The sequence below is a fragment of the Micromonospora sp. CNZ280 genome, from assembly GCF_011759515.1.
This window is the reverse complement of record NZ_JAAOYP010000001.1, coordinates 2,438,613-2,458,183: the sequence shown is the minus strand read 5'-3', so window position 1 is coordinate 2,458,183 and position 19,571 is coordinate 2,438,613. Positions and strand designations below refer to the sequence as shown.

Genomic DNA, 19,571 nt, shown 5'->3' with positions numbered 1-19,571 from the left:
GGCTGGCGAGGATGTTCGTTCACCCTGTCCGACACCACATTCCACTTCCTCAACGTCAGCCCGGCCGAGGCGCTGGCCCGCGCCAAGGAAGCCGCCGCCGGCCGGGACGTGCGCCTCGGTGGTGGACTCGCCACGATCCGCGAGTTCATCGAGGCCGATCTGGTCGACACCATGCACATCGCCGTCGCGCCCGTCGACCTCGGCCGCGGCGAACGGCTGTGGGACAGCCACACCGAGTTGCTCGACCGCTTCCACCTCGAGTCGGTGCCGAGCCCCAGCGGAGTCACCCACCTCCTGCTCTGGAGACGATGACCACTGATCTGTGCGAATCAGCTGATGTGGGTGAGGACGTTGATGACCCTGCCGTTGGGATCACGCATGAAGAAGCGTCGGACTCCCCAGGGTTCGTCGGTGAGCGGGTGCACGATCTCAGCGCCGGCACTCCGGGCTGCCTGATGCGCGGCGTCGACGTCATCGACCTCCACGGACACGTCGGGGACGACCGGCGCGGTGGCGTCGTGGGTCATGAGACTCAGCTGGGCTTCCGGGTGGGCGCGATCGCTCAGGGTGACGATCCAGCCCATGTCCATGACGACCTCGAAGCCAAGTACGTCGACGTAGAGGCGGTGGCCTTCGCGATGTCCTCGGTCGCAAGGTCGGGCATCGTGCGCTTGATGGTCATGCGGACCATGCTGCCGCGTGACGGCTCCATCGACCAGGGCTCGCTTTCCGTCAGGTCACCGGCTTGGCCAGTTGGCCCCACAGTTGATCGGACGAGACGGCCAATGGCGGATGGTGGCGGCGGGGCAGAACCCACACGCCGCTGCCGCCACCGCCTTGGCCGTGCTGGTCGCCGCCCACGGATGGCGACGACTCAAGCGCTGCGTCCGTTGTGGACGACCTCTCATCGACCGAACCAATGGCGTGAGTCGCCGTGGCTGCGCCGACCACCCCAGCCGCCCCCGCGCCGGCCTCACCGCCAAGTCCTGAGCCATGCCGGCAGGCCTTGGTGATGAGTTGTCGCGCCCGCAGCCGTCACACCTACGAAGGGACACGACGAGACGGAAGGATGACGTGATGAGTGCGGACACGCGGCTGAAGGAGCTGGGCGTGAGCAGGCTGGGCGAGGTCGACGAGCCGGCGTTCTCGGGGCTGGCGGAGCGGCACCGGCGCGAGCTGCACGTGCACTGCTACCGGATGCTCGGGTCGTTCGAGGACGCCGAGGATGCCGTGCAGGAGACGTTCCTCCGTGCCTGGCGGCGGCGGGAGACCTTCGCGGGGCGGTCGACGTTCCGGGCCTGGCTGTACCGGATCGCCACCAACGCCTGCCTGGACCTGCTCGCCAAGTGCCGCCCGCAGCCCGCGACCGGCGGCGAGGTGCGGTGGCTGCAGCCCTACCCGGACCGGCTGCTCGACGAGCTGCCCGCGGGCAACGCGGACGAGCCGGAGACCGTCGCCGTCGCGCGGGAGACGATCGAGCTGGCGTACCTGGTCGCCGTCCAGCACCTCGCGCCGCGCCCGCGGGCCGTGCTGATCCTGCGGGACGTTCTCGGCTGGCCGGCGAAGGACGTCGCGGAACTCCTCGGGGACTCCGTCAACTCCGTGAACAGCGCGCTGCAGCGAGCCCGCGCCGGCATGCGGGAGCACCTGCCCGCCGAGCGACAGGACTGGACCGGCGGCGAGGAGGACGCCGGGACCCGCGAACTGGTACGCCGCTTCACCGAGGCGAGCGTGGCCACGGACATCCCGGCGATCACCGCGATGCTGCGGGACGACGTCCGGTGCTCGATGCCGCCCACGCCGGGCCTTCACGTCGGCCGCGACACGGTCCTGAACAGCTGGATCGAGGACGGCTTCGAGGGCATGACGGGTCTGCGCGCCGTCCCCACCGCCGTCAACCGGCAGCCCGCCGTCGCCTTCTACCACTGGCGGGAGCGGGCGGGCGCGTACCTGCCGCTGACGATCGACGTCCTGCGCATCACCGGCGGCGCGATCACCGAGATCACCATCTTCCACAACGACCAGTTCCCGCGCCTCGGGCTGCCGGAGCGCCTGCCGGCGGACGGCACGGAGTAGCCCCGGTGCGGACGCTCACGCTGCGCGGTGGCGAGCGTGTCGCGGTGGCCGCGGCGGAGTGGCACGACGTGTTCGCCGTCGTCACCCGTGGGCGGGTGCAGCTGGAGCTGCGCGACGGCGAGCCCGGCCCGGTCCTCGGACGCGACGCCGCCTTCTGGCTGCGCGGCACCGGTGCCCGCGCCCTGCGCAACCCCGGCTGTCGCACGGCGACGGTACGCATCGTCACGCCCAGGGCAAGCACCCTCACCGGCCAGTCAACGCCCCCTGTACGTCAGTTACCGAATGATGGAGAAACGACATGAACAGCATGAGTGGCAAGGGGGTCGTCGCAGGTCCGGCACCGGGCCGGACCAGCCACACCCGCCGATTCCGCGGGGTCGTCGGCACCGGCCTCGTCGCCACGCTCGCCGCGATGGTGGCCACCACCCTCGCCGCTGCGCTCGCCCAGGCCGTCGGCGTCGACTTCGAGATCCCCGATGGTGGCGAGACGGTCCCGTTGCCCGGGTTCACCGTCGTGACCGGCTTCTTCTCGGTCGTGGGCATCGTCATCGCCGTCGCTCTCCTGCGGTGGAGCGCCCGCCCCGCCGAGCGGTTCGTGTGGACGGCAGTGTCGCTGACCGCGATCTCGTTGGTCCCACCCCTGCTCTCCGGGGCGAACACCGCCACCACCACCGCGCTGATCGGGCTCCACCTCGTCCCCGCGGCGGTGATGATCCCCACCCTGGCACGGAGCCTCCGCACCCGGACCGATTGACGATCCCGCAACGAACAACGTGCGGTGCAAGGGCGTGCACGAGCGCCCGAACGTGGCCGCCGGTCGCGTTCGCCCTGGCCGACCCCGCCGTCGCGCCTCCCGCGTGGATTCGGCTCCTGCGCGACGGCTTGAGCCGGGATCTGACCCTCTGGGTCGACGTCAGGCTCAAGCCGCGCCAGGCCGCGCTCGCAGCCGAGCCCTGACACCTACACCTGGGGGATGCTGCCACGCCGTCGCCCACTGGGGCAGTGCCCCCTGTCGCCCGCGGACTGCACGCGAAACCTGTCCCGAGTAAGGTCGCCCGCATGGCTGACGCTGTCGTCATTCCCGGCATCTGGTTCGGACCAGGCATTCCGCTGCTGATGTATGCCGGCGATGTGGCGGAGCAGCGGGGCGCAACAGTACATCGGCACTCGTGGACCAAGGAGTTTCCGAAGCCTGATCAGCCAGAGATCGAGAGCTGGGTTGGCGGTGAGATCGTTCCGCTGATCGACACCGTTGGCGGTCGCCCACTGCTGATCGGCAAGTCGCTCGGCACGAACGCGGCAGCGATCGCCGCCGAAAGATCCTTGCCCGCCGTGTGGCTCACGCCCTTGCTCACCCTGCCGTGGGTGGCTGATGCGTTGGCCCGCGCAACCGCGCCGTTCCTGCTCGTGGGTGGCACTGCCGATGAGATCTGGGACGGTGACATGGCCCGCCGGCTGTCGCCCCATGTGCTGGAGGTGGAAGGCGCGGATCACGGGATGTACGTACCCGGCCCGCTGACCGAGTCGATCGCGGTGCTCAGTCAGGTCGTGGTCGTCGTGGAGGAGTTCCTCGACGCTATTGGCTGGCCGAGCAAGTCACCTGGTCCCGCATCGCTGCTGGCACCTGGAAGCGGATCCCTACAGTGAGGTCGTCCACCTGGCCAAGTGGCACCTGGCCTGGGGAAAGGCCCCTCGGCATCCCTCACTGTCAGCCCCTGTCTGCCAGGGTGAGTTGAGGCCAACGGTTCATAGCAAGTCCGTCTGGCAGGGCGAGTTCAGGATCGAGATGCGTTGAGTACTGCTGTTGATATGACGGTGGCCCAGGATGGGGTCATGAGTCGCAAGAAGGGTCCGCGGTCGGACGGGCCGCGGGCGCGCCGGTCGTTCAGCCCGGGGCAGAAGCTGGACCTGTTGACCCGGTATGAGCAGGCTGTCGCGGCGGGTGAGGGCGGGGCGTTTCTGCGGCGGGAGGGCTTGTACTCGTCGTTGATGAGTGAGTGGCGCCGGGCCCGCGATGCCGGGCTGTTGCAGGGCAAGCCGGCTGGGGAGACGGTCGGGCGGCCCAGCGCCGAGCAGGCCGAGATCGCCCGGTTGCGGCGGGAGCTGGAGCGTACGCAGGCGAAGCTGGCGCGGACCGAGACGGCGCTGACGATCATGGGAAAAGCGCGCGAGCTCTTGGAGGAGATCTCCAGGAGCGAGCCGGACGATCCGGACGTGTTCGGGCTCGGCAGGCGCTGATGGACACCTACCACGCGTTGACCGGTGCGGGGACCACCACGCGGGACGCGAAGCGGCTGACCGGGATCGCCCGGTCCAGCGCCGATCGTGACCGACGTCGGCCGACACCGTCACGCCCGGCGCGGCGTCCGCCGGTGAACGCGCTCAGCCCGGCCGAACGGGAGCAGGTCCTGCAGCTGCTGGACAGTCCCGAGTTCGTCGACGCCGCGCCGGCGCAGATCTACGCGGCGTTGCTGGACCAGGGTGTGTACGTGGGCTCGATCGCCACGATGTACCGGATCCTGCGCGAGCACCGGCAGGTCCGCGAGCGGCGCAGGCTGGCCCGGCACCCGGCCCGCCGGCGTCCCGAGCTGGTCGCTGACGCCCCGAGGCAGGTCTACAGCTGGGACATCACGAAACTGCCCGGCCCTGCGAAGAGCGTCTACTACGACGCCTACGTGATGATCGACATCTACTCCCGGTACATCGTCGGGGTGCGGGTGCACGCCCGCGAGTCCGGGCCCTTGGCCGAGGCCATGATCCGCCAGGTGTTCGACACCCACGGCGTCCCGCACGTGGTCCACGCCGACCGGGGCACCTCGATGACCTCGAAATCCGTCGCTGACCTGCTCGAGGACCTGGCCGTTACCCGCTCACACTCCCGGCCGAAGGTGTCCAACGACAACCCGTACAGCGAGGCCTGGTTCAAGACGTTGAAGTACGCGCCGGTGTTCCCCGACCGGTTCGCGTCCCTCGCGGACGCCCGAACGTTCATGACCAACTTCGTGACCTGGTACAACCATGCCCACCGGCACTCCGGCATCGGTCTGCACACCCCCGCCGACATCCACCACGGCCGGCACCACACGGTCCGCGCCCACCGGGAGGACACCCTGGCCGCAGCCCGCGCCGCGCACCCGGAACGGTTCAGCACCACCCGGCTACTACCGAAGATCCTCGACCTGCCCGAACAGGTCTGGATCAACAAGCCCGACCAGGAAACGAAGCCCCTCCCACAAGCCGCTTAACTCCCGCTGGCCTCAATCCCTTGACACGTTCCGAGCCAACGAGTTCTCGCTCTTGAGACTCGATGGGGACTGGGTGGTCGGGAACCATACTGTCGTGCTGCTCTCCCGCACCGATCGATTTGCTGATCTTCAGATCCAGGGGCTGCCGGCGCCCAGTTGCTGGTGTTTGTCGGCGATGCTATCCCTGGCCAACACCGGGGAGGACTGGCTGGAGCTCTCGCTTCTGGTCGCCTTCGATACGCCGTCGTTGCTCGAAGTGGCCGCGGCGGTCGAGGCACCCTGTTGGTGCCTGGACGATCACAACATGCACACCGTCGAACAGCGGGGATGGGTGGTGGGCAGCGGCCCGGCGCTGGTTCGGTCCTTCGCCGCCGGCGTCCAGGAGATCACTCGGTGGCTCGCGGCGGGGCCACGCGAGCCAGGCGCATGGCGGGACGGGGCGGGACTACCCCAGCCCTCGACATGGCAGGCACGCCCCTGGGTTAAGAGATCGACCTTCTGATCCGGTTCCCAAGAGCGCTACCCTCGTCTGGGCTCGTTGCTGTCGCCGTTGCCTGTCAACAGCCCTGCGGCAAGCAGCTGAGGACGGGCACAGAGCCTCGCATCGGACCCCCTCGTCTAACAGGCGAGATGGCTTACTCAATATCAGCATGCGTTCGATCGTTCCGCGTCTCTATCGGATCTTGCAGAGCACTTGCACGCGATGTCCTCTCCGCGCACTCCCTTCATGAGCCTCCCAGGTGGGTGGCAGGCTGGAGGATGAGAGTGTCCGAGACGGTGAGTGGCTACAGGAAACAGCTCGTCGCGAGCGAGCAGGACAAGCCGGCCGACCGGCAGCCCGAGCGCCGCCACGATCCCGACAAGCTCCTTGTGATGATGAACGGGGCCCTTGTCGGGGTGCCGTCAGCGTACGCGTTGTCGAACTCGCTGGAGGTCACTGCGATCGCTGCCGCGTTGGCGGTCGTCCTGGTGAGCGTGTACCTGGCGCGCCGAGGTAGTTGACGCTCAGGGCGATGCGCCCAGATGCTTTGCCGAACCCGTTGCACGATGAGACCACGACCAGCACCTAACTCACGAAGCCAGGCAGCCGAACATTGGCCGTCGTCTCGTACGACGACCTGATGTGCGCCTACCTGGGCGCAGGCGACGGGCTCGGAAGGTCCGAGCCAACCACCCCTTGGAGGAAAGGAACCGCCATGCGCAAAGAAAAACACCTACGACTCCGTCTTCTTCGGAGAGAATGGAGGGACACAACATGCCGTCACAGACCAAGATCGAGCTCACCCGCGAGCAGCTGGCAGAGTTCGTCACCTTCTACGAGGGCGACTTCAACCCCCTGGTCGGGCTGCTGATCCGTTCCGGCGCTTCACGCGACGAGGCTCAGGACTTCGCTCAGGAAGCGATGCAGGTGACGCTCACGAGCTGGCCGACCGTCCGGTCTCCGAAGGCCTTTGTCCGAACGGTCGCTCTCCGCGCCCTGCGCCGGAGCTGGAAGGTGACAGAGCGAGACGTCAACACGGGCAAGCGTGTTGCAGAGGATGCCCTGGCGGCGACCTTCGATGCCAATGAAGACATCGAGGAGGCCGTGCGCATGTTGCAGGCGCTGCCGAAAGCCCAGCGCGTCGCGTTCGCGCTGCATTACGACGGCTACGGACACGCCGAGATCGCCGAAATCACCGGGCAGCGCCGCGACACGGTGCGGTCGAATTTGCGGCACGCCCGTCAGAAGCTGCTCCGCATGCTGAACCCCGACTCGACTAGGAAGGAGGCAAACCATGGACCGTGACAAGGAGTACGAGCTCGACCAGCTCATGGAACGTGCGACCGTGTCGATACTGAAGTCCCTGGACGCCACGGTCGACGTCAAGCAGCGCCTGCGAGAGCTGCTCCGGGCGGCCGGCGTCGACCCCGACCTCGTGCAGGCGCCCAAGCGCAGCCAGTAACTACATCACAACCGTCGGCACGCCCGTTCACCCGCGCAATGACTACCGGTCGTTCCGGGAGATCATCCGGCGGGCCGGCCTTCGGCAGCTTCGTCTTCACGACTTACGGCACACGGCGGCCAGTGTCCTCCTCGCCCAGGGCGTACCCGCCCGAGTGGTCATGGAGATCCTCGGCCACTCGCAGATCAGCGTCACCCTCAACATCTACGCGCACTTGGCTCCGGAGATTGCGCGGGAAGTTGCGTCGCGGCTGGAGGGGGCGCTGTGGTCGGGTGAGTGATGTTCGGCTGCTCGTCCTCAAAACGGCAAGCAAAAGGCCCAGGTCATGGTCGGCGATCAAGCCGGTGACCTGGGCCTTTCTATGGAGCCGCCTGACGGAATCGAACCGTCGACCTACGCATTACGAGTGCGTCGCTCTAGCCGACTGAGCTAAGGCGGCAACGATCGTCAAGTGTACGGCACCCGACCCGCCCGGGCCGCACGGGATGCCCCCACCCGGCCCGGCCGACCCGGACATCGGGCACGTTCCGTACGTTCGCCGGACAGCGATGCCGGTCGGGCGGGACTACGCTGCGGCGGGTGACCGACGATCACCCCCCGGTGCCCGACCCGGACGGCCCGCACGGCAGCGAGGCGGCGGGCGGGCGGCCCGCCCGCCGGCCATGCTCGACCGACCCGCTGGAGCTGGGCTTCACCCCACGCAAGCCGGTGCCGTGGCTCGCGCCGTTCCTGCTGATCAGCACCGGCATCCGTACGCTGCTGGCGATGCTCTTCGGGGCGTACCTGGACAAGCGGGAGCTGCAGAACTCGCTGGAGAGCCGGATCGAGCGGCAGGTCGGGCCGGACGGCGGGCTCTGGCTGGACTACGTGGCCGACCTGGGCGACGGCTTCAACGCCACCTACTCGGTGGCGTACCTGCTCGCGCAGCCGGAGCTGGAGGTGGACGGGCACCGGCTGCCCCGGGCGCAGACCCTGGTGATGGGCGGCGACCAGGTCTACCCGTCGGCCGCCTTCGAGGCGTACGAGGACCGCTGCAAGGGCCCCTACCAGGCCGCGCTGCCGGGCACGCCGCCCGAGCGGCCGACCCTCTTCGCGGTGCCCGGCAACCACGACTGGTACGACGGCCTGACCGCCTTCCTGCGGCTCTTCGTCCGGTCCCGGGACCGGCACTTCGGCGGTTGGGCGACCGGGCAGTCCCGCTCGTACTTCGCCGTCGAACTGCCCGCCGACTGGTGGCTGCTCGGCCTCGACGACCAGTCCGGCTCGTACCTGGACGATCCGCAGCTGACCTACTTCGACACGGTGGCCGAGAAGCTGGGCCCGCAGAGCAAGGTGATCGTGGCCGTGCCGGCGCCGACCTGGGTCAAGGCCGTCGACCACCCCACCGCGTACGACTCGATCGACTACTTCATCCGGACCATCGTGGCGCCGACCGGGGCGCAGGTGCGGCTGCTCATCTCCGGCGACCTGCACCACTACGCCCGGTACTCCGGCCCGGACCGCCAACTGATCACCTGCGGCAGCGGCGGCGCGTACCTCTACCCGACGCACAAGCTGCCGGAGCGGATCGAGGTGCCGCCGCGGGACACCCTGGCCCGGCGCGCCAGCCCGAGCCGCCCGTACGACCTGGCCGGCCGGTACCCGGACGCGGCCCGCTCCCGGCGCTACGCCTGGGGCATCTTCCCCCGGCTGCCGTTGCGCAATCCCGGCTTCACGACGCTGCTCGGCACCCTGCACACGCTGCTGATGCTGGCCATGGTCGGGGTGGTGGAGAACCGCAGCGGCACCGAGCAGCGGCTGTTCAGCCTGCCGCTGGTGCTGATGCTGCTGGTGACCCTGCTCGGCGCGGCCTTCTTCGCGAAGCCGCCGAGTTCCGGCGGCAAGCGGCACGCCCGGCACTGGATCCTCGGCGTCGGCCACGGGCTGGCGCACGTCGGGCTGGCCGCCGCCGGCACCTGGGGCTGGTTGGCGCTGCCCTTCCAGGAGTGGCCGTGGCCACTGCCGGTGGTCGCCGCGGCGGTGCTGTACGGCCCGGTGAGCGGGCTGGTGGCGAGCCAGTTGGTGGCCGCGTACCTGCTGGTGGCGGGGGCGTTCGGGGTGAACGTCAACGAACTCTTCGCCGGCCAGGGCATCGAGGACTCGAAGGCGTTCCTCCGGCTCCGCATCGACCCCGACGGAACCCTCACCATCTACCCGATCGCGGTGGACCGCGTCGCCCGCGACTGGCAGGTCAACCCCGACCCCACCGCTACCGCCTCCTGGCTGACCCCCAAGACCCCCCTGACCCCCCGCCTGGCCGAACCCCCCATCACCCTCCCCTGACCCCCGGTCCCCGGGGATCAGCGCGCGGCGTTCTCCGGGCCCGACTGGTCACGCCCTTCGTAGGCGCGGCGGGAGCCGCAGACGTCGGCGCGGGAGCACATGGTGCGCGAGCCGTCGGCGTCGAGCCGCACGAGCACCGCGTCTCTCGGCACGTTGTGCCCGACCACCCGGCCGCTGCCCTCCGGTGTGCTGACCCGCTCGCCGGGCGCCGGCGCGGACTCCTGAAACCGCGAGTACAGCGGATGTTCGTATTTCAAACAGCACATGAGCCGGCCGCACGCCCCCGAGATGCGCAGCGGGTTGAGCGGCAGGTCCTGGTCCTTGGCCATCCGGATGGTGACCGGCTCGAAGTCGGTGAGGAAGGTGGCGCAGCACAGGTCCCGGCCGCAGGAGCCGATGCCGCCCTGCACCCGAGCCGAGTCGCGGGCGGAGAGCTGGCGCAGCTCGACCCGGCAGTGCAGAGTCGCGCCGAGGTCGCGGACCAGCGACCGGAAGTCCACCCGGTGCGGGGCGGTGAAGTAGATGGTGCTCCGTTCGCCGCCGCCCTCGCCACCGCCGAGCACGTGGTCGACGGCCACCACCTTCATCGGCAGCCCGTGCTCCCGGATCAGCCGCTTGGCGGCGACCTTCGCCTCGGCCTTGCGGCGGCGCAGCGCCTCGTCGCGGCGCAGGTCCTCTTCCTGGGCCAGCCCGGCCAGCCTCGGGAAGCCGGCGGTGTCCTCGGTGACCCACTGGGCGGCCCAGACGCACTCGGCCACCTCGGGGCCGTCGTCGGTGGGAACCAGCACCTTGTCGCCCACCTGCGGATTCAGGTCGCCCGGGTCGAGGTAGTAGAGGCGCCCGTACCGCTGGAAGCTGACCGCGCAGAGCATGCCCATGGCTCCCACCCTACGACGGCCACCCGACCACGGCCCGCCGCGGGAGTCGCCGACCGACTACACCGTGCATCCATTCATGTTCGTCGACTTGACCGATGGCCCGCCCGTCTCGTCGTGCCGTTGGTCCTCGCCCGGACGGCTGAATCCTGCCGGGGGTGGGGGACAAACGCTGCCAGGAAGCGTTGAGTGAAGACAGACCTGCGGGGGGTGCAGGGGGAAGGCCACGGCGTCGCCGCCGGAGCCCGATCGACCGGGGCTCCCGCGCGCGACGCCGTGTGCCGTGCGCCGCCGCGCCATCCTGATCACCCCCGCCGACCCGATCCGGCCGGCACCGGCGACCTGGATCAGCGGGGCGTCACCAGCCGACCCGGGTGGGGCTGTCGTAGCGGGTCCGCTCGACCACCGGCGCCCGCCAGCGGGACTCGGCCAGGCTCGGCCCCCACTGGCGCAGCAGCGTCTCCGCGCCGTCGTACGCGACGCAGAGCACGGCGAGCACCCGGGTGCCGATCTCGGCCGCCGCCACCCCACCGGGGCGGGTCGGCCGGGACTGGTTCACCGCGCCGGGCAGCGCGGTCGCGGCGACCACGGTCACCGCCTCGGCGGAACGGAGCACGTCGGCCAGCGCCCGGGCCAGGGTGAGCCGGCTGCCCTCCACCCAGTCGGCCAGGGCGTCGGCGTAGCCGGCCGTCGACTCCAGCCGCCCGACCAGGCTTTCCGGCCCCTCGTCGAGGTGGCGCAGCAGGGCCGTGCGCGCCTGCCCGTACCGGCTCGCGGCCGGCCCCGACCAAAGGACCGGATCGGTCAGCGCGGCGCCGACCTCGTCGTACGCCCGGACGTGCCGGCGCACCGCGTGGCCGGCGGTGGCCAGCGGCGCGGGACGCAGGTCGAGGAAGCCGCGAACCGCCTCGCCGGGGAGCACCTGCATCCGGCGCAGCAGCGGCCAGACCGGGTGCCCCTCCGGCGCCCCGGCGGCGAGCAGCGTGTCCACCCGGCGCAGCAGGTCGAGGGCGGGCTCGGCGAGCCGGTCGAGCGCGTCCATCACGCCTCCCCGGTCAGCCGGCGGCCGGCCGCGTCGTCAGCGGCCGAGTAGCCGTCGGCGGCGCCCCGCACGGCGGTGGCGGCCTCGGCCAGCCGGGTGGCGGCGGCGTGCGCCTCGCGGGCGCGGTCGGTGGTGGCGGCGACCCACTGCCGGTGCAGCGCCCGGCCGATCTCGCCGGGGCGGCCGGGCGCGTCGGCGCCGAATGCGGCCTGCGGCGGGTCGCCGGCGGTGACCGTGCGGGTAAGGGCGGCCAGGGTGGCGCCCGCCTCGTCGAGGCGGCTGGCGAGGGCGTGCAGCGTCTCCATCTCAAGCCCCCGCCAGCGGCCGGTAGGCGGTGAACGTCTCGTTGTGCAGCTTCTCCCGGGCCCACTCGGCGGCGTCGGCCGCCGCGGTGACCGCGGCCTGCACGGAACCTGCGACGTCGCGCGGGTGGCGGTTGTGCAGCGGGCCGAGGAAGCGCACGTCGGTGATCCGCCCACCGGCGGTCACCACCACCTCGACCAACCCGTCCGGCGACCGGACGGTGACCTCGACAGTCGACACCGCCTGGTCGAACTCGGCCTGCAGGGACTCGATCCGGCGGTAGCGCCGCACCGCCTCCTCGATCCAGGCCTCGTCGATCTCCCCCCGTGGCATCGGCGGGCTCCTCCCCGGGACAGTCATCACTCTGCGTGCCGCCACCGTCACGGCACACCGGACCGTACCGCACAGCAATCGCGCCTGTCGATGCCTGTGGACGACCGGTCCGGCGCGCGGGACCACGCGCGGGCCGGCAGCCCTCGGGGAGGTCAGCCCTTCCAGAGGGCGAGCATCATCGCCTCGACGGCGATCCGGGGCTTCACGTTCGCCTCGATCGCCGCCCGGCAGGCCAGCACCGCCTCCAGCCGGCGCAGCGCGCCCTCGGCGTCCCACTTGCGGGCGCCGGCCTCGGCCACGGCGGCGGTGTCGGTGTGCACCGGTGCGACGGGAGCGCCGAGCGCCTTGGTGAGCGCGTCCCGGTAGAAGCCGGCCAGGTCGACCAGCGCCCGGTCCAGCGCGTCCCGCTGGGCCCGGGTGGCCCGCGACTTCTGCCGCTTCTCCAGCTCCTTGAGCTGCCCGACGGCGCCCCGCAGGGCGCCCGCCGCGCCCCGCCCGGTGCCGCCCGCGCCGAGCGCGGTCTCCAGCGCCGCCCGTTCCGCCGCGTCGGCCTCGGCCACCGACGCCTCGGCCTCCGCCTCGGCCGCCTCGATCAGCGCGGACGCCGCGTCGAAGGCGGCGCCCACCCCGGTGAGCCGGCGCGGCACCGCCAGCACCGCCTCCCGCCGGCCGCGGGCCTCCGGGTCGCGGGCCAGCCGCCGGGCCCGCCCCACGTGCCCCTGGGCGGCCGCCGCCGCCCACGCCGCCACGTCGGGCGCGATGCCGTCCCGCCGCACCAGCACCTCGGCCACCGCGTCGGCCGGCGGCTGCCGCAGCGGTACGACCCGGCAGCGCGACCGGATCGTCACCGAGATGTCGTCCGGGTGGGTGGACGGGGCGCAGAGCAGGAAGACCGTCCGGGGCGGCGGTTCCTCGATCGCCTTGAGCAGGGCGTTGCCGGCCGCCTCGGTGAGCCGGTCGGCATCCTCGATGATCACCACCTGCCAGCGTCCGCCGGACGGGGTGCTGGCCGCCCGCAGCACCAGGGCGCGCATCTCGCCGACGCCGATGGAGAGCCCCTCCGGCACCACCAGCCGTACGTCGGCGTGGGTGCCCGCCATGCTGGTGTGGCAACCGGGGCACTCACCGCAGCCGGTGCCGTACGCGCACTGCAGCGCGGCGGCGAAGGCGCGGGCGGCCACCGACCGGCCCGACCCCGGCGGGCCGGTGAAGATCCAGGCGTGCGTCATCCCCGCACCGGGATCGCCCGCCGCCCCCGGGGCGGGCCCGGCGTCGGCCTCCTCGGCGAGGGCGGCCAGCTCGTCGTCGGCGGCGTCGGGCACCGGCCCGGCGGCGGGGGCACGCAGCACGGCGGCCGCCGCGGCGGCGGCCCGGCGCAACGTCTCGACCGCCTCGTCCTGCCCGACCAGATCGGCGAAGACGTCCGGCATCAGGTCCGATGCTCCATCGTCACCAGCTCCGTTTCGGATAACTCCGGCTGCACCGAGGTGTCCGGCCCCTGCGCCGGACGCGGGTGCACGATGCCGCCGGGGGCGCCGAGCAGCTCCTCGACCCGGTGGGCCACCTGCTCGGCGATCTCCTCGACCGGCCGGGACGCGTCCAGCACCAGGTAGCGCTTCGGGTCGGCGGCGGCGAGGTCGAGGAAGGCGTACCGGACCCGCTCGTGGAAGGCGACCGACTCGGCCTCCACGTGGTCGGCCTCCTCGTTGCGCTGCGCCACCCGGGACAGGCCGGTGCGCGGGTCGACGTCGAGCAGCACCACCAGGTCGGGCTTGAGCCCGCCGGTGGCCCAGGAGGAGAGCCAGGAGACCTCGTCGACCGGCAGCGTCCGCCCCGCCCCCTGGTACGCCAGGGACGAGTCGACGTACCGGTCGCTGATCACCACCGCACCCCGGGTCAGCGCCGGCCGGACCACGGTGGCCACGTGGTGCGCCCGGTCGGCGGCGTAGAGCAGCGCCTCGGCGCGCGGCGACGGCACGTCCGAGCCGGGCGCGCCGAGCAGCAGCGAGCGGATCCGCTCGCCGACCGCGGTCGCCCCGGGCTCCCGGGTCACCACCACGTCCCGCCCCTGCCCGCGCAGCCGCTCGGCGAGCGTGCCGAGCTGGGTGGACTTGCCGGCGCCCTCGCCGCCCTCGAAGACCACGAAGAGCCCGGCGGAGACGAACGGCTCGGCCGGCATCAGCGGGCGACCCCGGATCGAGCCCCAGAGGTCGGCCAGGACCGGTACGCCCTTCTTGTCGTCCATCTGGCCGAACGCGCTGACCCCGGCGAAGATGCCGGCCGCGCCCGCCGCGAGCAGCAGCAACCGGGTGGACGAGATGGAGAGGCCCAGGTCGGCGATCTCCAGCTTCCGGGAGCCACCGACGCCGGCGAGCAGGCTGCTCAGGCCGATGGCCAGGATCAGCACCAGCCGGGTGCCGATCTGCACCACCGCGAAGACCCGGCCGCGCACCTCGTCGGCGATCTCGCCGCCGAGCAGCGTGGTGCCGGAGAGGAAGGCCATCCCGGCGCCCGCGCCGACCAGCACCGCGCCGACCATCGCCATCGACAGGTGGATGGCGAAGGCCAGCGTCATCACCGCCGCGCTGGCCAGCACGATGCTCATGCCGAACCAGCGGCGGCGGGACATCTCCTTGACGATCATCGGGCCGAGCCCGATGCCGAGCGCCAGGCCGATGAAGATGGCGCCGAAGAGCAGGTAGAAGGCGGCGTCGCCGGCGCCCAGCGAGGTGGCGAAGAACTTGGCGGTGCCGATCACGATGCCACCGCCGGCGAAGGCGCCGAAGATGCCGAGCACCAGGCCGCGTACGAGCGGGGTCTGCCCGATGAACCGCCAGCCCTCCTTGAACTGGCGCAGCATGCTCTGCTCGGTGCGGCCCTGCTCGGCGGCCTGCCCGTGGCTGATCTCCCTGATCCCGTACGCGACCACCAGCGCGGTGGCCAGCCGGGAGAGCGCGTTGAACCAGAGCGCCAGCTGGGCAGGCTCGGCCCAGTTCGGCGTCGCGCCCCCGGTGGCCGCCCGCACGGCGCCGTCGAGCGCGGCGAGGATCAGCGCGGCGAGGACCGGCGTCAGGCCGTACGTGGTGATCAGCGTGAGCTGGTTGGCGGCCTCCAGCCGGGCGCGCGGGATCAGGTTGGGGACCGCGGCCTCCTTGGCCGGGATCCACAGCAGCGTGAGCGACTCGATCAGGAACGTGGCGATCGCCGCCCAGCCGACCACCACCCCGCCGGGAGCGCCGAGCAGGGCGACCAGCGGGATCGAGGCGAACAGCAGGAAGCGCAGCACGTCGCAGATGACCATCGTCCAGCGCCGGTCGAAGCGGTCGGCGAGCACGCCGGCGATCGGGCCGAGCACCAGCGCCGGCAGCAGCCGGATGGCGATGACGCCACCGAAGGCGGCGCCCTTGGCGGTGCTTCCCTGGACCTGGGCGGCGGCGAAGACCGACGTGGCGAGCAGGCCGAACCAGTCACCGAAGGATGCCGCGCCGAGCACGATCCAGAGCCGGCGGAACGGCCGGATCCGCAGCACCGACCGGATGCCCGCGTAGCCGGACAGGTCGGCGCCGGTCTTCTCGGTGGCGCCGCCGGACTTGTTCGAGGACGGCGACACGCCGGGCGACTCGCCGTTGAACTGGCTTTCGATGGCCGTACCTCCACGTGCCGGCCCATCGCTGGGCATCCCCGGTGGAACACTCTAGACCCGGTGGGACACCGTCCCACCGATGACATTCTCCTGCTCGCCGAGCCTAGGCCGCCGGCACCACGGCGCGCAGCCGGGCGTACGCGAGGGTGTTTCGCATTGACCGCCGGACAGTTAGCGTGCACACGTGGCCACCGAAAGCGACAAACTGCGCGAGCGCCTCGATCGGGCGACCGCCCACCTCGACCCCCCGTACGCGGTGGTCGACCTGACCGCGTACGACGCGAACGCGACCGCCCTGGTCGACCGCGCGGCCGGCAAGCCGCTGCGGGTCGCCAGCAAGTCGGTCCGCAGCCGTGACCTGCTCGGCCGGGCGCTCGCCCGGCCCGGCTGGCACGGCGTGATGGCGTTCACCCTCCCCGAGGCGATCTGGCTGGTCCGCCAGGCGGTGAGTGACGACGTGCTGGTCGCGTACCCGACCGCCGACCGGGGCGCGCTCGCCGAACTGGCCGGCGACCCGGCACTCGCCGCCGCGATCACCCTGATGGTGGACGGCACCGAACAGCTCGACCTGGTCGACGCCGTGCGGGCCCCGGCCCACCGAGCCGAGCTGCGGGTCTGCCTCGACCTGGACGCCTCGTGGCGGCCGGTGCGCGGGGTGCACGTCGGGGTGCGCCGGTCGCCGGTGCACAGCGCCCGGGCCGCTGGCGCGCTCGCCGCCACCGTCGCCGGCCGCGCCGGCTTCCGGCTGGTCGGCCTGATGGCGTACGAGGCACAGATCGCCGGCCTGGGCGACGCGCCGCCCGGGCAGGCGGTGCTCGGCACCGCGATCCGGCTGGCCCAACGCGGCTCGTACCGCGAGTTGCTGGCCCGCCGGGGCGCGGCGGTCGCCGCGGTACGCGAACACGCCGAGCTGGAGTTCGTCAACGGCGGCGGCACCGGCAGCGTGGCGGCGACCAGCGCCGATCCCGCGGTCACCGAGGTCACCGCGGGATCGGGCCTGTACGGGCCGACGCTGTTCGACGCGTACCGGGCATGGCGGCCCACCCCGGCGGCGTTCTTCGCCTGCGCGGTGGTCCGCCGGCCGGCGCCGGGGCTGGCCACCGTGCTCGGCGGCGGCTGGATCGCGTCCGGTCCGGCCGCGCCCAGCCGTCTCCCCCGGCCGTGGCTGCCGGCCGGGCTGAAGCTGATCGGCACCGAGGGCACCGGCGAGGTGCAGACCCCGCTGGCCGGCACCGCGGCCGCCACCCTCCGGGTGGGCGACCGGGTGTGGTTCCGGCACGCCAAGGCGGGTGAGCTCTGCGAGCACGTCAACGAGCTGCACCTGGTGGAGGGGGACGAGGTGGTGGCGACCGTGCCCACCTATCGGGGCGAGGGCCACGCCTTCCTCTGAGTCACCGGCCCCGCAGTCCGCGGGGCCGGTTCGCACCGTCACCCGGTCGCACCCCGGGCGTTCTGCCTGTCTCGCCTCGCCCGGCGCACCCCGGGCCCGTCCGGCTGTCTCGCACCGCAACCCGGTCGCACCCGGGCCGTTCGGCTGTCTCGCACCGCAACCCGGTCGCACCCGGGCCGTTCGGCTGTCTCGCACCGTCGCCCGGTCGCACCCCGGGCCGCCGGCGCGAGGTCAGCTGGGCCGCGCGGCGTCCACCGGGCCGTCGACCTGCTGGTGCAGGTACTCCCGGATGAGCGCCTTCGCCTCGGCCAGCACCCGCTCGTCGCCTTCCGGCCGCCGGCGGAACGCCAGCTTGATCAGCGCGTCGGCCACCTCCACCGCGATCTCCAGATGGAAGCGCAGCTCGGGCACGTCGGTGAGCCCGAACCGTTCGGTGAGTACGCGGGCCAGCTGGTCCGCGATCACCCCGTTGTTGTCCCGCTGCTCATCGAGCAGGTGCAGGTCGACCACGTCGCCGAAGTGCAGGGTACGGAAACCGGGAACGGTGCGGTGCATCGTGATGTACTCGTCGATCCCCGCGTCGACGCCGTCCCACCAGTGGGTCAGGTCGTCGGAGGCGAACCGCTCGTCGAGCCGCTGGAGGTAGGACTCCATCGTGCGCAGGGTCAGCGCCTGCACGATCGCCCGCTTGTCCGGAAAGAACTGGTAGACCGACCCGATCGCCACCTCGGCACGCTCGGCGAGCAGAGTCGTGGTCAGTCCCTCGTACCCCACCTCGTCGACGAGCTCGGCGCAGGCGTCCAGCATCCGCTGGACCCGCGCGACACTTCGACCCTGCACCGGTACGCGGCGCAGCGGCCCGGTCGTGGCGGCTGGTGTGGACACTCGGCGCCACCCCCCTTCGACGGATGAACATATCTGCACGTCACATCTTCGTGACTACCGGTACAACGAGCGGACCTCGATTGCGGTATTTACCAGGTACAACGTTCCTGATATGAAGTCAGTTCATATTCATGTCGAGGAGCGCGAATGGCCGCCACCGCACCGCTCACCGCCGCCTGGACCAACTGGGCCGGCAACCAGCGCAGCACCGCCACCACCATCCTGCGCCCCACCTCGGTGACGGACGTCGCCGAGGCCGTCGGGACCGCCGCGGCGAACGGCCAGCGGATCCGCGCGGTCGGCAGCGGCCACTCCTTCACCGCCCTAGCGGTCACCGACGGTCACCGCATGGAGTTGGACGCGCTGGACACCGGCGTCCGGGTGGACGCCGAGCGCCGGCTGGTCACCGTACCGGCCGGGATGACGCTGCGCACCCTCAACGGCCTGCTCGCCGCGCACGGGCTGGCCCTGCCCAACCTCGGCGACATCGACGCGCAGACGATCGCCGGCGCGATCTCCACCGGCACCCACGGCACCGGTGCCGGCTACGGCTGCCTCTCCACCTTCGTCGAGGCGCTCACCCTGGTCACCGGCACCGGCGAGGTGCTGCGCTGCTCCGCCGACGAGCACCCGGACGTATTCGCCGCCGCCCGGGTCTCGCTCGGCGCGCTGGGCGTGCTGGTCGAGGTGACCCTGCGCTGCGTGGACGCCTTCGTGCTGCACGCGCACGAGCGGCCGGCGCCGCTGGCCGCGGTGCTCGGCGAACTGCCCGAGCTGATCGAGGCGCACGACCACGTCGAGTTCTACTGGTTCCCGTACACGGCGCGGGTGCAGCTCAAGACCAACGACCGGGCGCCCGCCGACGACCGGCCGCTGTCCCGGCTGCGTGGCTGGCTGGACGACGACTTCCTGGCCAACACCGTCTTCGCCGGAGCCTGCCGGCTGGGCCGCGCCGTGCCGGCGCTCGCCCCCGGCATCAGCGCGGTCTCCGCCCGGGCGCTCACCGAGCGGCGCTACACCGGCCGCTCCGACCGGGTCTTCTGCACCCCGCGCCGGGTCCGCTTCGTCGAGATGGAGTATGCGGTGCCGCGCGAGGCGCTGCCCGAGGCACTGGACGCGCTACGCCGGATCGTGGACGGGCTGCCGTTCAAGGTGCTCTTCCCGGTCGAGATCCGGTTCACCGCCGGCGACGACATCTGGCTGTCGCACGGCTACGGCCGCGACTCGGCGTACCTGGCCGTGCACCAGTACGTGGGCATGCCCTACGAGCCGTACTTCCGCGCGTTCGAGCAGGTCGCCGCCGGCCTGGGCGGACGCCCACACTGGGGCAAGCTGCACTACCGCGACGCGGAGTCACTGGCGCCCGTCTACCCCCGCTGGCCCGACTTCCAGTCCATCCGCACCCGCCTGGACCCCGACCGCCTCTTCACCAACCCCCACCTCACCCACATTCTCGGCTGATCCCGCCCGAGATCTTGAAGGAAATCGGCCCCTGGAGGGGCGTCTTCCTTGCA

22 protein-coding genes and 1 tRNA gene are annotated in these 19,571 nt (G+C 71.8%); 14 read left to right on the top strand and 9 right to left on the bottom strand.

The features are described from left to right. Positions 1-24 precede the first annotated feature (24 nt). Positions 25-312 (top strand): dihydrofolate reductase family protein, encoded by a 288-nt coding sequence (locus FHX32_RS11685; RefSeq protein WP_486481096.1) that lies wholly within the window; start codon positions 25-27, stop codon positions 310-312. 17 nt (positions 313-329) lie between these two features. On the opposite strand, the gene FHX32_RS11680 is transcribed toward FHX32_RS11685, so the two are convergent. Beyond that, positions 330-719, bottom strand: a complete 390-nt coding sequence (locus FHX32_RS11680) for a VOC family protein (RefSeq protein WP_486481095.1) — start codon at positions 717-719, stop codon at positions 330-332. Between the two features lie 358 nt (positions 720-1,077). Between FHX32_RS11680 and FHX32_RS11675 the strand changes: the two genes are divergently transcribed. The 10 genes from FHX32_RS11675 to FHX32_RS11635 all read left to right on the top strand — a co-directional run bounded on the left by FHX32_RS11675 (position 1,078) and on the right by FHX32_RS11635 (position 7,544). Continuing rightward, positions 1,078-2,076: an RNA polymerase subunit sigma-70 gene (locus FHX32_RS11675; protein WP_167180941.1), complete on the top strand. Its 999-nt coding sequence runs from the start codon at positions 1,078-1,080 to the stop codon at positions 2,074-2,076. Positions 2,077-2,081: 5 nt separating this feature from the next. Beyond that, a complete protein-coding gene (locus tag FHX32_RS35005; RefSeq protein WP_486481010.1) occupies positions 2,082-2,378 on the top strand; it encodes a cupin domain-containing protein in 297 nt (98 codons plus the stop codon). After that, positions 2,375-2,830 carry a DUF6069 family protein gene (locus tag FHX32_RS35000; RefSeq protein ID WP_486481009.1) on the top strand — a complete coding sequence of 152 codons (456 nt, stop codon included), beginning with the start codon at positions 2,375-2,377 and terminating at the stop codon, positions 2,828-2,830. The genes FHX32_RS35005 and FHX32_RS35000 overlap by 4 nt, the downstream gene beginning before the upstream one ends. 305 nt (positions 2,831-3,135) lie before the next feature. Continuing rightward, positions 3,136-3,723 carry an alpha/beta hydrolase gene (locus FHX32_RS11665; RefSeq protein ID WP_167180939.1) on the top strand — a complete coding sequence of 196 codons (588 nt, stop codon included), beginning with the start codon at positions 3,136-3,138 and terminating at the stop codon, positions 3,721-3,723. 186 nt (positions 3,724-3,909) lie between these two features. Then, positions 3,910-5,321, top strand: a protein-coding gene (locus FHX32_RS11660; RefSeq protein WP_486481008.1) for an IS3 family transposase whose coding sequence is annotated in 2 segments (ribosomal slippage) — positions 3,910-4,260 and positions 4,263-5,321 — 1,410 coding nt in all. Because the reading frame shifts where the segments join, the coding sequence is not laid out codon by codon here. Between the two features lie 94 nt (positions 5,322-5,415). Next, positions 5,416-5,823 (top strand): hypothetical protein, encoded by a 408-nt coding sequence (locus FHX32_RS11655; protein ID WP_167180937.1) that lies wholly within the window; start codon positions 5,416-5,418, stop codon positions 5,821-5,823. 263 nt (positions 5,824-6,086) lie between these two features. Next, positions 6,087-6,323, top strand: a complete 237-nt coding sequence (locus FHX32_RS11650; protein WP_167180935.1) for a hypothetical protein — start codon at positions 6,087-6,089, stop codon at positions 6,321-6,323. Positions 6,324-6,576: 253 nt separating this feature from the next. Next, positions 6,577-7,107, top strand: a complete 531-nt coding sequence (locus tag FHX32_RS11645) for an RNA polymerase sigma factor (protein WP_167180933.1) — start codon at positions 6,577-6,579, stop codon at positions 7,105-7,107. Beyond that, positions 7,097-7,264 carry a hypothetical protein gene (locus tag FHX32_RS11640; RefSeq protein ID WP_167180931.1) on the top strand — a complete coding sequence of 56 codons (168 nt, stop codon included), beginning with the start codon at positions 7,097-7,099 and terminating at the stop codon, positions 7,262-7,264. Before FHX32_RS11645 ends, FHX32_RS11640 begins: the two co-directional genes overlap by 11 nt. A 4-nt stretch (positions 7,265-7,268) precedes the next feature. After that, positions 7,269-7,544: a site-specific integrase gene (locus tag FHX32_RS11635; RefSeq protein WP_167182597.1), complete on the top strand. Its 276-nt coding sequence runs from the start codon at positions 7,269-7,271 to the stop codon at positions 7,542-7,544. 82 nt (positions 7,545-7,626) lie between these two features. Here the strand turns inward: FHX32_RS11635 and FHX32_RS11630 are convergent. After that, a tRNA-Thr gene (locus tag FHX32_RS11630) sits at positions 7,627-7,703 on the bottom strand. Positions 7,704-7,843: 140 nt separating this feature from the next. Here FHX32_RS11630 and FHX32_RS11625 point away from each other — a divergent pair. Continuing rightward, positions 7,844-9,586, top strand: coding sequence for a metallophosphoesterase family protein (locus FHX32_RS11625; protein WP_486481007.1), 1,743 nt, complete (start codon positions 7,844-7,846; stop codon positions 9,584-9,586). A 17-nt stretch (positions 9,587-9,603) separates the two neighbouring features. Here the strand turns inward: FHX32_RS11625 and FHX32_RS11620 are convergent, their stop codons facing one another. The 6 genes from FHX32_RS11620 to tmk all read right to left on the bottom strand — a co-directional run bounded on the left by FHX32_RS11620 (position 9,604) and on the right by tmk (position 15,818). Further along, entirely contained in the window at positions 9,604-10,464 is an 861-nt protein-coding gene (locus FHX32_RS11620; RefSeq protein ID WP_167180930.1) for a regulatory iron-sulfur-containing complex subunit RicT, read from the bottom strand. Between the two features lie 355 nt (positions 10,465-10,819). After that, a complete protein-coding gene (locus tag FHX32_RS11615) occupies positions 10,820-11,503 on the bottom strand; it encodes a hypothetical protein (protein ID WP_167180928.1) in 684 nt (227 codons plus the stop codon). After that, positions 11,503-11,808, bottom strand: a complete 306-nt coding sequence (locus tag FHX32_RS11610; protein ID WP_167180926.1) for a hypothetical protein — start codon at positions 11,806-11,808, stop codon at positions 11,503-11,505. Before FHX32_RS11610 ends, FHX32_RS11615 begins: the two co-directional genes overlap by 1 nt. Before the next feature lies 1 nt (position 11,809). Next, on the bottom strand, positions 11,810-12,139 hold the full coding sequence (locus FHX32_RS11605; protein WP_167180924.1) for a YbaB/EbfC family nucleoid-associated protein: 330 nt from the start codon (positions 12,137-12,139) through the stop codon (positions 11,810-11,812). A 152-nt stretch (positions 12,140-12,291) separates the two neighbouring features. Further along, a complete protein-coding gene (locus tag FHX32_RS11600) occupies positions 12,292-13,569 on the bottom strand; it encodes a DNA polymerase III subunit delta' (RefSeq protein WP_167180922.1) in 1,278 nt (425 codons plus the stop codon). After that, positions 13,569-15,818, bottom strand: a complete 2,250-nt coding sequence (gene tmk / locus FHX32_RS11595) for a dTMP kinase (RefSeq protein WP_486481006.1) — start codon at positions 15,816-15,818, stop codon at positions 13,569-13,571. Before tmk ends, FHX32_RS11600 begins: the two co-directional genes overlap by 1 nt. A 148-nt stretch (positions 15,819-15,966) precedes the next feature. Between tmk and FHX32_RS11590 the strand changes: the two genes are divergently transcribed. After that, complete coding sequence (locus FHX32_RS11590) at positions 15,967-17,172, top strand: amino acid deaminase/aldolase (RefSeq protein WP_167180920.1); 1,206 nt, start codon at positions 15,967-15,969, stop codon at positions 17,170-17,172. 231 nt (positions 17,173-17,403) lie between these two features. Here FHX32_RS11590 and FHX32_RS11585 read toward each other — a convergent pair whose 3' ends face one another. Beyond that, entirely contained in the window at positions 17,404-17,979 is a 576-nt protein-coding gene (locus FHX32_RS11585; RefSeq protein WP_167182589.1) for a TetR family transcriptional regulator, read from the bottom strand. Positions 17,980-18,204: 225 nt separating this feature from the next. Between FHX32_RS11585 and FHX32_RS11580 the strand changes: the two genes are divergently transcribed. Then, entirely contained in the window at positions 18,205-19,518 is a 1,314-nt protein-coding gene (locus tag FHX32_RS11580) for a D-arabinono-1,4-lactone oxidase (protein WP_167180918.1), read from the top strand. The last annotated feature ends 53 nt before the right edge of the window (positions 19,519-19,571 follow it).